The following is a 15,986-nucleotide window of genomic DNA, read 5'->3' on the forward strand; positions in this document are numbered from 1 at the left end:
ACGTTTTAAATATGGTGTATTTTGGTGCTTGGCAAGACCCGTTTTTTGCGAAAAGCTGTGGCACTTGACGAATAAGGGTTAAAAATGACCGACGAAACCAAACGCACATATAAGGCCCCCGCACTTGAGAAGGGCCTGGAGATTTTGGAAATTCTGGCAGCGGAACGCCGCCCCATGAGCATGGGGGCGATTGCCAGCGCCCTTGGCCGTTCCAAAAGCGAGATATTCCGCATGCTTTCGGTGCTGGAGCAAAAGGGCTATCTGGAACGGCGGGACGGGTCGGAACTGTTTCATATTACCAACCATCTGTTTGAACTGGGCATGCAGGTTTCGCCGGTTTCAACCTTGCTGGAAGCAGCCTTGCCGCAAATGCGGCGCCTGGCGGCACGGGTGGGGCAGTCCTGCCACCTTGCGGTGCCATCGCGTGATCAGATGGTGGTGATTGCCCGCGTTGAAAGCCCCGAAGCCATTGGTTTTTCGGTGCGTGTGGGGTATCGGCGCAGCCTTGCGGATTCCGGTTCGGGCAAGGTTTTACTGGCCTGGATGTCGCCCGAACGACGTGCACCATTGATGGAATATTTTGCCGAACGGCTGGGGGCGTCCTTTAATGCCGAAGTTTGGGAATATGAATTAAAAGCCATTCGGGCGCGGGGATATGTCGAGGTGCAAAGTACCGCGACTGTCGGCATTATCGACGTGGGTGCGCCTGTGTTGCAGGGCGAGGGTGGCGAGATTTTGGCCAGCCTGACCATTCCTTATCTGGGAGGGCCAAGCACACCCTATAAAGTGGCCGATACGGTGCCCTTTATTGTTGAGACTGCACAGGAAATAACCCGCCTGACCGGTTCGCATGGGGGGCTGTAGGCCCGACAAATAACCGCTTTTACGGGATTTTTGCCCGGGTCTTTGCCCGCAGGAGACGATTTGTCGCAAAATATAATTGAAATGACGGTTTAAATATGAAACGATCCACCCGTCGCAAGAATGCGAGTTTGGGAGGATATGAATTATGGCCCGTCAGAAGCGCCAAATTGGTAATACCGGTTTAGAGGTGAGTGTTCTTGGTTTTGGGGGTGCGCCGCTGGGCAATATGTATCGCCCGCTGGACGATGCGCAGGCCCGCGAAACCTTGCAGGTCGCCTGGGATGCTGGATTTCGCTATTTTGACACGGCCCCGCGATATGGTTATGGCCTGAGCGAACGGCGCACCGGTGATTTCCTGCGTGCGCAAGACGAGCCCTATATCCTGTCGACCAAAGTTGGCCGCCTGCTGCACCGGATTGAGGGTGACATCCCCGCCGACCGGCCCTTTGTTGATGCCCTGCCATTTGTTGAAGTTTACGATTACAGCTATGACGCGGTGATGCGCTCGGTCGAGGATAGCTGGCAGCGCCTTGGCCTGCGGCGCATTGATATTGCCTATATCCACGATATTGGCAGCCTGACCCACGGCGTTGATGCCCATCCGCGCCTGATGCGCGATGCCATGGAAGGCGGCGCACGCGCGCTTGACGAGCTTAAAAAGGCCGGATTGATTGGCGCTTATGGTTTGGGTGTCAATGAATGGGAAGTCTGCCTTGAAGCCCTGAAATCAACCGATATGGATGTGTTCTTGCTGGCCGGGCGTTATACGTTGCTGGAGCAGGAAGCACAGGAAAGTTTCCTGCCGGAATGTTTGCGGCGTAATGCATCGGTCGTGGTTGGGGGTGCATTTAATTCCGGCATTCTGGTGACCGGGCCAAAACCGGGTGCCAAATATGATTACGAAAATGCCCCGCAACATATTCTGGAACGCGCGCAGAAGATTGAACGGATTTGTACCGATCATGGCGTTCCGCTGCCAGCAGCGGCCATCCAATTCCCCTTGACCCATCCGGCGGTGGTGTCGGTTATTCCCGGTGCCAGTTCGCCGCGCCATGTGACCCAGGCGGTGGAATGGGCGGAAATGAACATTCCATCCGCCCTGTGGAGCGATTTGCGTGATCAGGGCCTGTTGCGGCCCGATGTGCCCGTGCCCGGCGAAGATTTGCTGGCCGGTGGGGATGCATCCTGATGTCGCGCGATATATCGCTGATTGATGCGCATCAGCATTTCTGGAAAATCGACCGTGGCGATTATGGCTGGATCACGCCAGACCTGTCGGTGCTGTATCGCGATTTTTTGCCCGATGACCTGAAACCGATCCTGGCAGGGCAGGGGATTACGCGAACGGTGCTGGTGCAAGCCGCCCCCAGCACGGCGGAAACCGATTTTATGCTGTCGCTGGCCGATGCGCATGACTTTATTGCCGGTGTGGTGGGCTGGGTTGATTTTGAAAAACCCGATGCCGCCATTGCCGATATTGCTCGCTGGGCGCGCAACGACAAATTTGTTGGCGTGCGGCCGATGATGCAGGATATCGAAGATGCGGACTGGATGCTGCGTGCGGAATTTTTGCCGGTTTTTGAAGCACTGATTGCGCGCAATCTGGCGTTTGATGCGCTGGTTTTACCACGTCATCTGGCGAATTTGCATATTCTGGCCCGGCGTTTTCCCCATTTGCGTATCGTGATCGACCATGCGGCGAAACCCAAAATTCGCAATGGTATTCATGGCCCCGATGCCTATGTCGAATGGGCACGTATGATGGGCGAATTCACCCCGCTTAAAAATGTTTATTGCAAGGTGTCGGGCCTGCTGACCGAGGCTGCACCCCATGCCGGTTTGCATGATCTGAAACCCTATCTTGACCATTTGCCGCGCGTTTTCGGGCCGGATCGCCTGATGTGGGGCAGTGACTGGCCGGTCCTGGGACTGGCAGCCGACTATGCCGACTGGGTGAAAATGACCCGGCAATGGCTGGGGACTTTTGCCCCCAAGGATATTGAAAAGATTGCCGGAAAAACGGCAACGCAATTTTACCGATTGTAATTTGAGCTGGGAAAAACCGGCACATCACGGAGGTTACGTTCATGAAGTCAGAAAGCAGGGCGTTTCTGTTAGGAACCGCCATGAGCGCTGTCATCCTGTTTGGTGCAGGCACCGCCGCACAGGCCAAGGATGAAGTAATGGGGGATTTTTCAGGGGTGACCCTGAAGGCCAAATTTATTGGCGGAAACCAGTATGAACCGCTTTATTCCCGCATCACGGACTGGGAAAAAGCGACCGGTGGCAAAGTGGAAATCATTTCCAAGAAAAGCCATTTTGAAATCGACAAGGAAATCAAATCCGATATCGCGGCGGGTTCGACCGACTGGTGCGTGGGCTATAACCATGTCAGTTTTGCCCCGCAATATACCAGCCTTTATACCGACCTTAAGCCTTATATCCCGCAAGATACCCTTGATAAATTTTCGCCAGCCCTGATTGATGCGGCCACCATTAACGGCGAATTGCAGATGCTGCCGCGCGCGCAGTTTGATGTCAGCGCGCTTTATTATCGCAAAAGCCTGTATGCCGACCCCGCCAAACAAAAGGCATTCAAGGAAAAGTACGGTTATGATCTGACCCCGCCGGAAACCTTTGACCAGTTCAAGGACCAGGCGATTTTCTTTGCCGATCCGCCCAATTTTTATGGCACGCAATATGCGGGCAAGGAAGAAGCGGTTGTTGGCCGGTTTTACGAATTGCTGGTCGCCAATGGCGGGCAGATGTTTGACGAAGACTGGAAGCCGACCTTCAATTCCGAGGCGGGACAGCAGGCCCTGCAATGGTTTGTTGACCTTTATAAAGCCAAGGCCGTACCGCCCGGCGTGCTTTCCTATGTCTGGGATGATCTGGGCAGCGGGTTTGCCAGTGGTTCGGTGGCGCTTGACCTGGATTGGCCGGGCTGGGCGGGTTATTTCAACGATCCGAAACAGTCGAAAATTGCCGGTGATGTTGGCGTCGTCGTACAGCCCAAAGGCAGCAGCGGCAAACGTACCGGCTGGTCGGGCATGCATGGTTTTTCCATGACCAAGGATTGTGACCAGAAAGAAGCCGCGGCATCGTTGATCTGGTTTTTGACCAACCATGACAGCCAGCTTTTTGAAGCCTCCAAAGGCCCGCTTCCGACCCGCACCCAGGTTTGGGATGACCTGATTGCCCAGGTCAAGGAAAGTGGTGATGGCTACCGCGCCGAAGTGCTTTCGGCATTTCAGGAAGCATCCAAACACGCGTTTGCCGTGCCGAAATTCCCGGAATGGGTGGAAAGCACCAACCTGATTTATCCTGAATTGCAGGCGGCAATCGTGGGCGACAAAACCGCGAAACAGGCCCTGGATGAAGCAGCCCAGCGTGTCGGCGACATGATGGCTGATTACGGATACTGATCCATCCTGGCATCAAAGCTCCCTCCCGGTGGTGCGCCATAACCTACCCGCCGGGATTTGGGCGGTTGATCCACACCTCAACCGCCCTTTTTTCCTTTTCATTTCATTTTCGCGGTTGCCGAGCGCATGAAACGCAAATTTCTCAGCCCGCCAGTTTTGCTGCTATTGCCTGCGATCATCATTATCGCGGCCGTGGTTCTGGTTCCGCTGCTTCTATCGCTTTATACCAGCTTTACGCCTTTCAAGCTGACGCGTCCCGATACGCTGTATCGCTGGATCGGGGTGCGCAACTATGCCCGCCTGTTTGAAGATTACTATTTCTGGGCAGCGTTTTTGCGCACCTTTGTTGTGCTGACCATTGCGCTGAACCTGGAAATGCTGCTGGGTCTTGGCCTGGCGCTGCTGGTGAACAAGGCCACCATGGGCCAGCGCGCCCTGCGGACCATCATGATGTTTCCCATGATGTTTTCGCCCATTCTGGTCGGTTTTCAGTTTAAATTTCTGTTCAATGACACGGTTGGTCTTGTCAATAATGCCCTGCAAAGCATGGGCATGGAACGGGTGATCCCGTGGCTGGTGGACGAACATCTGGCCCTGTTTTCGATCCTGAGTGCGGAAATCTGGTCTTCGACTTCGGTTTTTGCCATTCTGATTTTGGCAGGCCTGATGGCGATCCCGCGCGACCCGCTGGAAGCTGCCAAGGTGGATGGCTGCACGGCCTGGCAGACATTTCGCCATATCACCCTGCCATATCTGATGCCGTTCATGTTCATTGCCATGACCATTCGTTCGCTCGATATCGCGCGTGCCTATGACATTGTTCAGATCATGACAGCCGGTGGCCCGGCACGCCGGACCGAGCTTCTATGGACGATGATTTCGCGCTCGGGATATGTCGATGCCAATATGGGGCTGGCCAATGCCATGGCCTATATTTCGATCCTGCTGTCGATTTTCTTCACCTTTTATTTCTTCCGCAAACTAATGGCGGCACGTCGCTATATGGGGGGTGCGCAATGATGGTTTCGCACGCAACGCGCAAGGTTTACCTGAAATGGGCGCGCTGGATCGGAACGTTTCTGGCAATGTCGGTCATTTGCATTCCGGGGCTTTGGATTGTGCTGTCGTCTTTCCGGCCCAATGTGGAAATTCTGGCAAAACCGGCAATCTGGATTCCGCAGGACCTTAATTTTGATCATTACGCCGCCATCTTCAGCTCCGATCCGGGGCAGGGTGCCGTGCCGGTCTGGAGCTATTTCCAGAATTCGCTGATCATTGCCACCACCAGCACCCTGATTGCCCTTCTGATTGGTATGGCTGGCGGTTACGCCTTTGCGCGCTATAGCTTCAAGGGCAAGGATACGATGTTTCTGGGCTTCATGCTGTCGCGTACGGTGCCGGGCATTGCGCTGTCTTTGCCGTTATTCATGGTTTATGCGCGCCTTGGCATTATCGATACCGATTTTGGCATGATCCTGATTTATGTGGCGATGAACCTGCCTTTTACCATCTGGCTGATTGACGGGTTTTTCCGCCAGGTGCCCCAGGAAATGAGCCAGGCCGCCCAGATTGATGGCTGCACCCCGTGGCAGGCCTTCTGGCTGGTGGAATTTCCGCTGGCAAAATCGGGCATCGCATCGGCCGGTATTTTTGCCTTTTTGACAAGCTGGAACGAATTTGCCCTGGCAAGCCAGCTTACCCGGTCAACGGGGTCAAAAACGCTGCCGGTCGGGCTTCTGGATTTCACATCGGAATTTACCATCAATTGGGGCGGAATGTGCGCGCTGGCGGTGATCATGATTGTACCCGCGCTGCTTCTGACCTTCATCGTGCAAAAACACCTTGTGGCCGGCCTGACCTTTGGCGGCGTCAAAGGCTGATCGGAACGACGGGAAAAGAGAAATGGCAACTGTTAATCTTGAAAAAGTCGTCAAGCGGTATGGGCCGATTGATGTTGTTCATGGCATCGACCTTGAAATCGAACATGGCGAATTTGTCGTGCTGGTCGGGCCTTCGGGCTGTGGTAAATCCACCACGCTGCGCATGATTGCCGGGCTTGAGGAAATTTCCGATGGTGCGGTAAAAATTGGCGACCGCGTGGTGAATGACCTGCCGCCGCGGGATCGCAATGTATCGATGGTGTTTCAGAATTACGCCCTTTATCCGCATATGACGGTGGCGGAAAATCTGGGTTTCAGCCTGAAAATTGCCAAGCGCAGCCAGGCCGAAATAGACGAACGCGTCACCGAGGCCGCCACCATTTTGGGCCTGGGCGATATGATGGATCGTTTGCCTGGCCAGCTTTCGGGCGGGCAGCGCCAGCGTGTTGCAATGGGCCGGGCGATTGTGCGCCACCCGGATGTGTTTTTGTTTGATGAACCGCTATCAAACCTGGATGCAAAATTGCGCACCCAGATGCGCACCGAAATCAAGAAATTGCACCAGAAGGTGCAAACCACCGTTATTTACGTGACCCACGACCAGATTGAGGCCATGACCCTTGCCGATCGCATTGTCATCATGCGGGGCGGGCATATCGAACAGGTCGGATCGCCGATGGATATTTTCCATAACCCGGCCAACCTGTTTGTCGCGCAATTCATCGGCAGCCCGCCAATGAACCTTGCCGAGGGCATTGTGGGTAGCAATGGCAGCCTGACCCTTGCCAGCGGGGATGTGTTGCAACTGGCCCCCGATATGGCGGCACGCGTGGCCGAGGGCACAGCCGTTACCCTGGGTATTCGCGCCGAAGACATGGCGATCGAGGGCCATGGCCGCATTGGCAACCATATCAGCACCGTAAAGGCGCAGGTGAATTTGACCGAGCCGCTGGGCAATGAAAGCCTGGTGTTTTTCGAACATGGCGGGGCTGAATGGGTAACACGCATGTTTAATCCGCGCGATATTGCGCCGGGTGAAACCATTACCCTGCATCTGAACATGGAAAGTGTTCACCTGTTTGACAAAACCAGCGAAAAGCGGCTGTAAGGGTTTATCATGGCGATTATTACCCATGTCGATATCCGGATGGTGGACCTGAAGCCCAAAGTGGTGCGACAGGATGCCATCCAGTCCTTTGTCAGCCAGGAAACGCCGATTATCCGCATTTTTGATGCCGATGGCGTGTGTGGCACGGGCTATAGCTACACCATCGGAACGGGCGGATCATCGGTGGTTGCGCTGCTGCGTGACCATCTGGCACCGCAGCTTATTGGCCGGGATGCCCATGATATCGAGGCGATCTGGCGTGATCTGCTGTTTTCAACCCATGCAACGGCGGTGGGGGCGATAACCTCGCTGGCGCTGGCCGCGATTGATACCGCCCTTTGGGATTTGCAATCACGTAAAACCGGCATTCCGCTTTATCAGCTTGCCGGTGGGGCGAAGGGTAAAATCCCGCTTTACACCACCGAAGGCGGCTGGTTGCAGCTTGAAACATCGCAACTGGTTGATGATGCCCTTGCCATGAAACAGCAGGGTTTTGGTGGGGCAAAAATCAAGGTTGGCAAACCCCGCGCGGCCGAGGATGTAGCACGCCTGCAGGCCGTGCGCGAGGCGGTGGGCCATGACTTTGAAATCATGACCGATGCCAACCAGGGCTTTGACCTTTCCGAAGCAATACGTCGTGCCCGTCTTTTTGAAGCCTTTGACATTGCCTGGTTTGAAGAACCGTTACCAGCGGACAACGTTCTTGCCCATCAGCGCCTGGCGGCGGCAACGACCCTGCCGGTCGCGGTGGGCGAAAGCATGTATAGCCTGGGGCAGTTTCGCGAATATCTGGCGCTTTCGGCCTGCTCGATCGTGCAGGTTGATGTGGCGCGTATTGGCGGCATTACTCCCTGGCTAAAGGTGGCGCATCTGGCCGAAAGTTTTGATGTTGCCGTGTGCCCGCATTTCCTGATGGAATTGCATGTCGCGCTGTGTTGTGCCGTGCCCAACAGCCGCTGGCTGGAATATATCCCCCAGCTTGACAGCCTGACCCATCAGGGCCTGCGCATTGAAAACGGCCATGCCCTGCCGTCAGATGCGCCGGGACTGGGCATTGACTGGGACTGGGATGCAATAGCCGCCGGGCAGCTTTTTACCCCGATTGTGATTGGCAAGTGAGGCCGCAATGAAACGTGTTGGCATGGTGATCCATGTAAGGCCGGAAAAACTGGCCGAATATAAAAAACTCCATGCCGAGCCCTGGCCCGGCGTGATCGACACTTTGCGCAAACATCACGTGCATAATTACGTGATTTACCAGCATGCCGACCTTTTATTTGGCCATCTGGAATATGACGGCAGCGATTTTAAGGCCGATATGGCCGAAATCGCCAAAGACCCGGTTACTCAGGAATGGTGGAAATTGACCGACCCGTGCCAGTCCCCCCTTGCAACGCGCAAGGAAGGCGAATGGTGGGCGGAAATGGAAGAAGTCTTTTACATGGCGTAAGGCCCGCCGGGACACCGGCACAGGGGCGCGCCACACACGCAGGAGAATGAAATGGCAGGAAGACTGGCAGGAAAAACCGCCGTTGTAACCGCCGCAGGCCAGGGAATTGGCCGGGCCACGGCAGAAATGTTTCTCGCCGAAGGGGCAAGGGTGATTGCCACCGACATTAACGAAGAGGCCCTGGCAAGCCTTTCGGGCATGGAAACCCACAAACTGGACGTGACCGACGGGGCCGCCATTGCCGAATTTGGCAAAAAGGTGGGTGCGGTTGATGTGCTGTTTAACTGCGCAGGCTTTGTCCATCATGGCACCATCCTTGAATGCGATGAAGATGCCTATGATTTCAGCTTTAACCTTAATGTGCGTTCGCAATATCGCATGATGCGCGCTTTGCTGCCCGCCATGCTGGAAAATGGCGGTGGCTCGATCGTCAATATGTCGTCGGTGGCATCCTCGGTTAAGGGGGTTCCGGTCCGCTTTATCTATGGCGCGACCAAGGCCGCCGTTATTGGCATGACCAAATCGGTCGCAGCGGATTTTGTCGGTAAAAACATTCGCTGCAACGCGATTTGCCCCGGCACGGTCGAAAGCCCGTCGCTTCAGCAGCGCATGGCATCGCAGGGCGGGGATTTTGAAGAAGTCCGCAAGGCCTTTGTCGCCCGCCAGCCAATTGGCCGTATCGGCCAGCCCGGCGAAATTGCCGCCCTTGCCACTTATCTGGCGTCGGATGAAGCAAGCTATACCACCGGTGCCATTCATGTGATTGACGGCGGCTGGGTAAACTGATCCATTCAGGGTCTGTTCAAGGTCTGTCCGGTTACGGGGTTTGGCCCTAATCTGCAAAAACCAAAAGGATAAATTCCAATGAAACTGTTACGTTATGGTCCGGTCGGTTCGGAAAAGCCCGGTCTGCTGGATGCCAATGGCACCATTCGCGATCTTTCCGGTGTGATTGCCGATCTTGATCCTTCGACCATCTCGCAGGAAACGTTCGATAAAATCGCTGCCCTTGATGCCGCCAGCCTGCCGGAAGTGTCGGGTGATGTGCGTATTGGCGCGTGTGTGGGCCGCCCGGGCAAATTCATTTGCATCGGCCTGAATTATTCCGACCATGCGGCTGAAACCGGCATGCAGGTGCCGCCGGAACCGGTGATTTTCTTCAAGGCCACCTCGGCTGTTTGCGGCCCGAACGACAATGTTGAAATTCCGCGCGGTTCGGAAAAATCCGACTGGGAAGTTGAACTGGGCGTCATCATCGGCAAAGAAGCCAAATATGTTGATGAAGCCAATGCGATGGACCATGTTGCCGGTTATTGCGTGGTTAACGACCTGTCTGAACGTGCCTTCCAGATCGAACGTTCCGGCCAGTGGGTAAAAGGCAAAAGTGCCGATACCTTCGGCCCGGTTGGCCCGTATCTGGTAACGCGCGATGAAGTCAAAGACCCGCAGAACCTGCCGATGTGGTTGACGGTCAATGGTCATAAATACCAGGATGGCAGCACCCAGACGATGGTTTATGGCGTGCAGTTCCTCATCCACTACCTGTCGCAATTCATGAGCCTGCAACCGGGCGACATCATCTCGACCGGCACCCCCCCAGGCGTTGGCATGGGCCAGAACCCGCAGGTCTACCTCAAGGCCGGTGACGTTATGGAACTCGGCATTGAAGGCCTTGGCAGCCAGAAACAGACAACCGTGCAGGCCTAATCGCCCACACGCTGTTTAAAGACCCGTATTTTAAAAAGCCGTCATCTGTTTAACCACGGATGGCGGATTTTTTATTCCGGCGACAGATCAAAACTGTTTGGCAGCGATACCCAGATCACGGATTGCGCCTCTGGCGAGTGGCGTGAAAGATGGCCTTTGCCATGGGTATCCTCTACCAAAACAAAACTGCCCGCCGCCACATGGCGTACCTCACCATCACTTGTTTCATAATCCACAGCCCCGTCCAGCCGAACCGTTAAAACCGGTTCTGGCACCGTATGCCAAGAAACCTCACGCATCCCGGCTGGAATATGCGTGATGCGAACCCGCGACGCCGGATAACTTGCCGTCACATCAAATGGCACGGCCTCAGGATGCACCGTGCGCTTTGTCGTCGGCAATTCAACTTCATCAAAATGCGATTCCCCGTCCGGGGTGGCGTAGATGCGGAGGCATTTCATGGAGGTCTCCGTTCTTGGGTCTGATGCATTTAACTATTTAAGGAGTTTGTCTGTTCAAAAGTGAAGAGAAATTACTAATAATAGTAGCTGCTGAAAAAGAATCGGGTGATATTATTTTTGTTGCTCGTTTTATGTGTTCAAGGGAGGTTTTTATGAATGAACGAGACTTGGTAAATGTTTTAAATGAAATGTATGAAGGTGCGGCTTCAGGGGAGGCTGCTGTTATGGTGCATTTATTCGGCATAAAATATGCAAATCAAATTAAGGCGGCAGACACTTCCCCGTCTCGGTTAGCGAAGTTGTCAAATGTGCCAGATAGCTATGGGGTTGAGATTAACAAAGGCGTTAATTTGTCAAAATTTGTATCGGTTAAGTAGCTTGAGCTAAGATTATGATTCTATGGTTGGAAGCGAATATTCATGTTTCGCTATCCCCACCCAACGCCTGATACAGCGTGACCAGATTTAAAATCTGATTGAGCTGGTTTTGCAGGAGGGATTCTTCGGCGGTGCGGCGGTTTTCCTGGGCATCCAGCCAGCTTTGCATGGAGACGGCACCGGCGCGGAAGCGGGTTTCGTAGATGCGTTCGGCGTTGCGCGCGTCATTCAGGGCGGCGCGCAGGTTCTGGGCCTGTGCGATATAGTGATCGCGTGCAGACAGGGCGGTTTCAACGTCGCTGAAGGCCTGATAGAGGGTTTGGCGGTAATTGATTACATCCTGTTCGTACTGGGCTTCGGAGACGCGGATATCGAGCTGTCTTTCGTTCCAGTTCAGGAAGGGAAGGGCGATGCTGGCACCCAATGTGCCAATCGGGTTTTCCAGAAGGTTGCGGAGCTGATCGCTGCTGGTGCCGAGTTCACCCGTAAGGTTCAGGGTGGGCAGCAGGCTGGTTTTGGCGGTGTTGATATTGGCAATATCGGCGCGCAGGCGAAGCTCTGCTGCTTTTACATCCGGGCGGCGTGCCAGAAGGTCGGCGGGCAGGCCGGATTTGACGGCCGGGAGTGTGCCATCGGGCAGGGTATCGCGGCTGATGGCAATTTCCTGCGGGGGCTGGTCAAACAGGATGGATAGCGCGTTTTTATTGGCTTTCAGGCTTTGCGCGATTTGGGTGTAATCGGCAAGCTGGCTTTCGAGGCTGCGGCGCGATTCATAAAGTTCGAGCGAGCTGGACGCGCCGGACTGATATTGCACATTCACCAGTTCAAGGGTTTTGCGGGCATAGTCAATGCTGGCCTGGGCAATGGCAAGGCGTTGCTGGTCGTAAACACTTTGCCAGTACAAATTGGCGGTGGTGCCGGTGAGTGTGAGGGCTGTGCTGGCGCGGTCCTTTTCGGTGGCCAGGGCTTCCCATTTTTTGGCGTCATAATTGCTGCCAAGTTTTCCCCATAAATCGACCTCGTAACTGACGCTGCTGGTGGTGCCATAGCTGCGCGATATGCGCCCGGTATCAAGGTTGCGCGAGGTCGAGGAATTGGCCCCGGCGGACAGGTCCGGGAACAGGTCGGTTTTGGCGATGCCTGCCTGAAGCTGCGCCTGGCGTACCTTGATGGTGGCGGCGGCAAGGTCGTTATTTTGAGCAAGCGCGTTGGCGACAAGCTGGTCCAATGCCGGGTCGTTAAAATTGTGCCACCAGTTGGACGGGGCCATGGCAACGCCTGCATTATTGGCCGTGCCGGAGGATTGTGGCGTTGTGCCGGTTTTGGTTGCAGGTGTGCTGCGGCTTGCCGGGTTTGTGGCCGTAGTGCCCGTCACGGTGCTGTCGCTGCGCCAGCCGGCTGGCAGGGTGACGTCGGGCTGGTTATAGGTGGCCTTTTCCAGGCTGGAACAGCCCGCAAGCAAAAGCAGGGTAAGGATGGTGCCGGTTTTGAGGGTTGATTTAAGCATTTTCTTATCCTTCAGTCCCGGTTCAGGGCATCAACAGGGTTGAGGCGGGCGGCACTGCGCGCGGGCAGGAAGCCAAACAGAACCCCGATCATGGAAGAGCAGGCAAAGGCCGCGATAATGGATGTGGTGGAATAGATCATCTGGAAAGGTGTGCCGAGCATACCAAACAGAACCCCGATCAAAAGGGCGAGCGAAACCCCCAGTCCGCCACCAATAAGGCAGACAAGGACAGCTTCGATCAGGAACTGGCGCAGGATATCGCCCTGCCGGGCGCCAACGGCCATGCGCACGCCAATTTCGCCGGTGCGTTCGGTGACAGATACCAGCATGATATTCATAACGCCAATGCCCCCCACAATCAGCGAGATCACCGCGATGGAGGAAACCAGCAGCGTCAAGGTTGCGGTGGTGGTTTCAATGGTTTGGCGGATGGTGTCGGTATTGATGGTGAAAAAGTCGCGAATGCCGTGCCGGCGTTCAAGGAAATCACCAATTTTTTGATCGGCCAGTTTGGTATCCACCGCATCGGCCACGCGCACCGTGATGCTGGTCAGGTAATTCTGGCCGGTCAGGCGTGTCATGACGGTGGTGTAGGGCAGCCAGACATTAAGGCTGTCGCCCCGGCCAAAGGCACTGTCATGGGGTTTGGTCACGCCTATGACACGCACGGGAACAGAACCCAGCAAAATCACCTTGCCCAGCGGGTCCTCGCCATTGGGAAACAGCTTGTCACGGGTGTTGTTATCAATAATCGCGTCCTGATCGCGGTTCTGGACGGAACGCTGGTTAAACCAGATGCCCCTGTCCATTTCATAGCCGCGCACGCGGTCGTAATCCACACCAACACCGGTGACGGAGGATGTAACCTCGATATTGCGATAGCGCAGGGTGACGCTGGTTGAGACGCTGGGCGTGACGCTATCGACGTAATATTCGTTATTAAGTGCGCTGGCGTCATCCGCCGTCAGGGTGCGGATGGCATCGGCATCGCGGTCGCCAAAATCCTTGCCACGGCGAATGTCGATGGTGTTGGTGCCAATCGAGCTGATATCAGCCAGAACCTTTTCGCGCGACCCGGTGCCAAGGGCAACGACCGATACCACCGAGGCAATACCGATGATAATGCCCAGCATGGTCAGAAAGGTGCGCAGGCGATGCGCCATCATGGCAACCAGCGCCATTTTAAACGCTTCGCCAAAGCGGCCAAATTCGGCCAGCAGGCGTTTGCCTTTGGGTTTTTGTGCAATTGGCGCGGGGGTGGTGTTTTCGCTGCTGCCGGTTGCGGTTTGGCGTTCGTCGCGGATGATTTCGCCGTCAAGAATTTCGATCACGCGTTCGGCATGGGCGGCAACATTGGCATCATGGGTAACCAGGATAACCGTGTGCCCGTCGGCATGAAGATCACGCAAAAGGGCGAGGGTCTGTTCGCCACTTTTGCTATCCAGCGCGCCGGTGGGTTCATCGGCCAATATCACATCACCACCATTCATCAGGGCGCGGGCGATACTGACACGCTGCTGCTGTCCGCCGGAAAGCTGACCGGGGCGGTGATGGGTGCGGTCGCCCAGGCCGACTTTTTCCAGCAGGCTGTACGCGCGGTCATGGCGCTGGCTGGCGGAATAACCGGCATAAATGGCCGGAACCTCGACATTGCCAAGGGCTGTCAGGTCAGACAGCAGGTGATAACGCTGGAAAATAAAGCCGAAATATTCACGGCGCAGGGCGGCAAGTTCGTCGGCCTCCAGCGCATCGGTGGCGCGGCCATTAACGCGATAGGTGCCGCGTGTGGGCTGGTCCAGGCAGCCCAGAATATTCATCAGTGTTGATTTGCCCGAGCCTGAAGCCCCGACAATGGCAACCATTTCGCCGCGCTCGATCGTCAGGTTTACACCTTTGAGAACCGCGATTTTCTGGTCGCCTGCCGGGTATTCACGCCACAGGTCGGTAATCTGGATTAACGGGGCTTGCATATCAGAACATCATCCCCCGCGGGCGACGGCCACCCGATGCGCTGGCAAGGGCGGCATCGCTGGCGGCACCAATGATAACGGTGTCGCCTTCTTTAAGGCCCGATGTGATTTCGGCTTTGACATTGGTATTCAGACCAACACTCACAGGCTGTTTGGTAATGGCACCTTTGGCATCGGGGATTTGGACATAGTATTTGCCATCCGCATCGCTCATCAAGGCAGATGAGGGAATGATCAGCGCGCCCTTGACCGATTTAAGGACAATGGTGACCTCGGTTGTCATGGCAATGCGCAGGATGCCATCGGGATTGGGCACATCAAACAGGGCGTTGTAATAGACGGCTTCGTTATCGGCGAGGCCATCGTCATTATCATCAATTTCATCGGGTGCGGGTTCAATGGCACGCAGGGCGGCGTGATAGCGTGAATCAGGATCGCCCAGAATGGTGAAATACACTTCCTGGCCCGGTTTGACGCGAATAACATCGGCCTCGGAAATTTCGGCCTTCACCGTCATGGTGGCAAGCTGCGCCAGTTTGATGATGGTTGGTGTGGATTGCACTGCATTCACCGTTTGCCCGACCTTGACGGGCAGGGAAACAACCGTGCCATCCATGGGTGCGCGGATCTGGGTGTAATCAAGGTCGATTTGGGCGGTATCAACGGCAATGCGGGCCTGGTCGATCTGGGCATTCAGGGCATTGATTTCGGCCTTGGTTACCGCAAGGGTGGCTTCGGCGGTTTCAAGGTCTTCCTGCGGGGTGGCATCGAGGCGGCGCATTTTTTTCTGGCGGTCAAAGGCTTGCTGGGCCTGGCGCAGGGTGGCCTTTTTTGAGGCCAGCTGGGCTTCGATATTGGCCAGTTTTGCCTTGGCATCGCTTAGGGCGTTTTGCTGGGTCGAGGGGTCAATCTCCGCGATCAGGTCGCCTTTTTTGATGACATCGCCCAGTGCGACAAACAGTTTTTGAATTTGCCCGGAAACCTGCGCGCCGACCGAAACAAGCTGTGATGCCTCCAGCGCACCACTGGCAAGAACCGTGCTTTCAAGGTCGCCGCGTGAAACGGTGGCGGTGACGTAGTTTGGTGTGGTTTCGGGCGGAAAGAAATAATTGCGGCCCAACCATCCGCCTGCGGCAAGCAGCAGCAGAACGATGATTATGGTGGTGCGGCGGGCGAACAGTTTTTTCATGGGAATCCGTTGGGCTGAATTCAAAAAACAGGCACTGAACAGAACAGA

Annotated in this window: 16 protein-coding genes; 12 read left to right on the forward strand and 4 right to left on the reverse strand. The window is 55.4% G+C overall.

What is annotated here, in order from left to right:
• The first annotated feature begins 84 nt into the window (after nucleotides 1–84).
• The 11 genes from CSC3H3_RS22025 (at nucleotide 85) to CSC3H3_RS22075 (ending at nucleotide 10,434) form a co-directional block, all read left to right on the forward strand.
• Nucleotides 85–864: an IclR family transcriptional regulator gene (locus CSC3H3_RS22025; RefSeq protein WP_101268684.1), complete on the forward strand. Its 780-nt coding sequence runs from the start codon at nucleotides 85–87 to the stop codon at nucleotides 862–864.
• 145 nt (nucleotides 865–1,009) lie between these two features.
• Entirely contained in the window at nucleotides 1,010–2,053 is a 1,044-nt protein-coding gene (locus CSC3H3_RS22030; protein ID WP_101286552.1) for an aldo/keto reductase, read from the forward strand.
• Nucleotides 2,053–2,910, forward strand: a complete 858-nt coding sequence (locus CSC3H3_RS22035; RefSeq protein ID WP_245881436.1) for an amidohydrolase family protein — start codon at nucleotides 2,053–2,055, stop codon at nucleotides 2,908–2,910. The genes CSC3H3_RS22030 and CSC3H3_RS22035 overlap by 1 nt, the downstream gene beginning before the upstream one ends.
• Nucleotides 2,911–2,990: 80 nt before the next feature.
• Nucleotides 2,991–4,289 (forward strand): ABC transporter substrate-binding protein, encoded by a 1,299-nt coding sequence (locus CSC3H3_RS22040; RefSeq protein WP_172963480.1) that lies wholly within the window; start codon nucleotides 2,991–2,993, stop codon nucleotides 4,287–4,289.
• Between the two features lie 126 nt (nucleotides 4,290–4,415).
• Nucleotides 4,416–5,309 carry a carbohydrate ABC transporter permease gene (locus tag CSC3H3_RS22045; RefSeq protein ID WP_101268678.1) on the forward strand — a complete coding sequence of 298 codons (894 nt, stop codon included), beginning with the start codon at nucleotides 4,416–4,418 and terminating at the stop codon, nucleotides 5,307–5,309.
• Entirely contained in the window at nucleotides 5,306–6,169 is an 864-nt protein-coding gene (locus CSC3H3_RS22050; protein ID WP_101268676.1) for a carbohydrate ABC transporter permease, read from the forward strand. The genes CSC3H3_RS22045 and CSC3H3_RS22050 overlap by 4 nt, the downstream gene beginning before the upstream one ends.
• 22 nt (nucleotides 6,170–6,191) lie before the next feature.
• Complete coding sequence (locus CSC3H3_RS22055; protein ID WP_101268674.1) at nucleotides 6,192–7,277, forward strand: ABC transporter ATP-binding protein; 1,086 nt, start codon at nucleotides 6,192–6,194, stop codon at nucleotides 7,275–7,277.
• Nucleotides 7,278–7,286: 9 nt separating this feature from the next.
• On the forward strand, nucleotides 7,287–8,396 hold the full coding sequence (locus CSC3H3_RS22060) for a mandelate racemase/muconate lactonizing enzyme family protein (protein WP_101286554.1): 1,110 nt from the start codon (nucleotides 7,287–7,289) through the stop codon (nucleotides 8,394–8,396).
• Nucleotides 8,397–8,403: 7 nt separating this feature from the next.
• Nucleotides 8,404–8,727, forward strand: coding sequence for an L-rhamnose mutarotase (locus CSC3H3_RS22065; RefSeq protein ID WP_101268669.1), 324 nt, complete (start codon nucleotides 8,404–8,406; stop codon nucleotides 8,725–8,727).
• A 51-nt stretch (nucleotides 8,728–8,778) separates the two neighbouring features.
• Nucleotides 8,779–9,513, forward strand: a complete 735-nt coding sequence (locus CSC3H3_RS22070; RefSeq protein WP_101268667.1) for an SDR family oxidoreductase — start codon at nucleotides 8,779–8,781, stop codon at nucleotides 9,511–9,513.
• 78 nt (nucleotides 9,514–9,591) lie between these two features.
• Complete coding sequence (locus CSC3H3_RS22075) at nucleotides 9,592–10,434, forward strand: fumarylacetoacetate hydrolase family protein (RefSeq protein ID WP_101268666.1); 843 nt, start codon at nucleotides 9,592–9,594, stop codon at nucleotides 10,432–10,434.
• A gap of 71 nt (nucleotides 10,435–10,505) precedes the next feature.
• On the opposite strand, the gene CSC3H3_RS22080 is transcribed toward CSC3H3_RS22075, so the two are convergent.
• Entirely contained in the window at nucleotides 10,506–10,895 is a 390-nt protein-coding gene (locus tag CSC3H3_RS22080) for a cupin domain-containing protein (RefSeq protein ID WP_101286555.1), read from the reverse strand.
• 152 nt (nucleotides 10,896–11,047) lie between these two features.
• Between CSC3H3_RS22080 and CSC3H3_RS22085 the strand changes: the two genes are divergently transcribed.
• Nucleotides 11,048–11,272 (forward strand): HTH-like domain-containing protein, encoded by a 225-nt coding sequence (locus CSC3H3_RS22085; RefSeq protein WP_101268660.1) that lies wholly within the window; start codon nucleotides 11,048–11,050, stop codon nucleotides 11,270–11,272.
• A 40-nt stretch (nucleotides 11,273–11,312) separates the two neighbouring features.
• Here CSC3H3_RS22085 and CSC3H3_RS22090 read toward each other — a convergent pair whose 3' ends face one another.
• Genes CSC3H3_RS22090 through macA form a run of 3 tightly spaced genes read right to left on the reverse strand, consistent with a single transcriptional unit; the run spans nucleotide 11,313 to nucleotide 15,938 of the window.
• Entirely contained in the window at nucleotides 11,313–12,779 is a 1,467-nt protein-coding gene (locus tag CSC3H3_RS22090) for an efflux transporter outer membrane subunit (protein ID WP_101286556.1), read from the reverse strand.
• A gap of 11 nt (nucleotides 12,780–12,790) precedes the next feature.
• Nucleotides 12,791–14,749, reverse strand: a complete 1,959-nt coding sequence (locus CSC3H3_RS22095; protein WP_101286557.1) for a MacB family efflux pump subunit — start codon at nucleotides 14,747–14,749, stop codon at nucleotides 12,791–12,793.
• Between the two features lies 1 nt (nucleotide 14,750).
• Nucleotides 14,751–15,938, reverse strand: a complete 1,188-nt coding sequence (gene macA, locus CSC3H3_RS22100; protein ID WP_101286873.1) for a macrolide transporter subunit MacA — start codon at nucleotides 15,936–15,938, stop codon at nucleotides 14,751–14,753.
• Nucleotides 15,939–15,986: the final 48 nt, after the last annotated feature.

The sequence above is a fragment of the Thalassospira marina genome (assembly GCF_002844375.1).
In the GTDB taxonomy this organism is placed as follows: domain Bacteria; phylum Pseudomonadota; class Alphaproteobacteria; order Rhodospirillales; family Thalassospiraceae; genus Thalassospira; species Thalassospira marina.

Bases quoted from the DNA above. Each gene is read 5' to 3' on its own strand.
- CSC3H3_RS22025 (WP_101268684.1), top strand. From the start codon at position 85: ATGACCGACGAAACCAAACGCACATATAAGGCCCCCGCACTTGAGAAG.
- CSC3H3_RS22030 (WP_101286552.1), top strand. From the start codon at position 1,010: ATGGCCCGTCAGAAGCGCCAAATTGGTAATACCGGTTTAGAGGTGAGT.
- CSC3H3_RS22035 (WP_245881436.1), top strand. From the start codon at position 2,053: ATGTCGCGCGATATATCGCTGATTGATGCGCATCAGCATTTCTGGAAA.
- CSC3H3_RS22040 (WP_172963480.1), top strand. From the start codon at position 2,991: ATGAGCGCTGTCATCCTGTTTGGTGCAGGCACCGCCGCACAGGCCAAG.
- CSC3H3_RS22045 (WP_101268678.1), top strand. From the start codon at position 4,416: ATGAAACGCAAATTTCTCAGCCCGCCAGTTTTGCTGCTATTGCCTGCG.
- CSC3H3_RS22050 (WP_101268676.1), top strand. From the start codon at position 5,306: ATGATGGTTTCGCACGCAACGCGCAAGGTTTACCTGAAATGGGCGCGC.
- CSC3H3_RS22055 (WP_101268674.1), top strand. From the start codon at position 6,192: ATGGCAACTGTTAATCTTGAAAAAGTCGTCAAGCGGTATGGGCCGATT.
- CSC3H3_RS22060 (WP_101286554.1), top strand. From the start codon at position 7,287: ATGGCGATTATTACCCATGTCGATATCCGGATGGTGGACCTGAAGCCC.
- CSC3H3_RS22065 (WP_101268669.1), top strand. From the start codon at position 8,404: ATGAAACGTGTTGGCATGGTGATCCATGTAAGGCCGGAAAAACTGGCC.
- CSC3H3_RS22070 (WP_101268667.1), top strand. From the start codon at position 8,779: ATGGCAGGAAGACTGGCAGGAAAAACCGCCGTTGTAACCGCCGCAGGC.
- CSC3H3_RS22075 (WP_101268666.1), top strand. From the start codon at position 9,592: ATGAAACTGTTACGTTATGGTCCGGTCGGTTCGGAAAAGCCCGGTCTG.
- CSC3H3_RS22080 (WP_101286555.1), bottom strand. From the start codon at position 10,895: ATGAAATGCCTCCGCATCTACGCCACCCCGGACGGGGAATCGCATTTT.
- CSC3H3_RS22085 (WP_101268660.1), top strand. From the start codon at position 11,048: ATGAATGAACGAGACTTGGTAAATGTTTTAAATGAAATGTATGAAGGT.
- CSC3H3_RS22090 (WP_101286556.1), bottom strand. From the start codon at position 12,779: ATGCTTAAATCAACCCTCAAAACCGGCACCATCCTTACCCTGCTTTTG.
- CSC3H3_RS22095 (WP_101286557.1), bottom strand. From the start codon at position 14,749: ATGCAAGCCCCGTTAATCCAGATTACCGACCTGTGGCGTGAATACCCG.
- macA (WP_101286873.1), bottom strand. From the start codon at position 15,938: ATGAAAAAACTGTTCGCCCGCCGCACCACCATAATCATCGTTCTGCTG.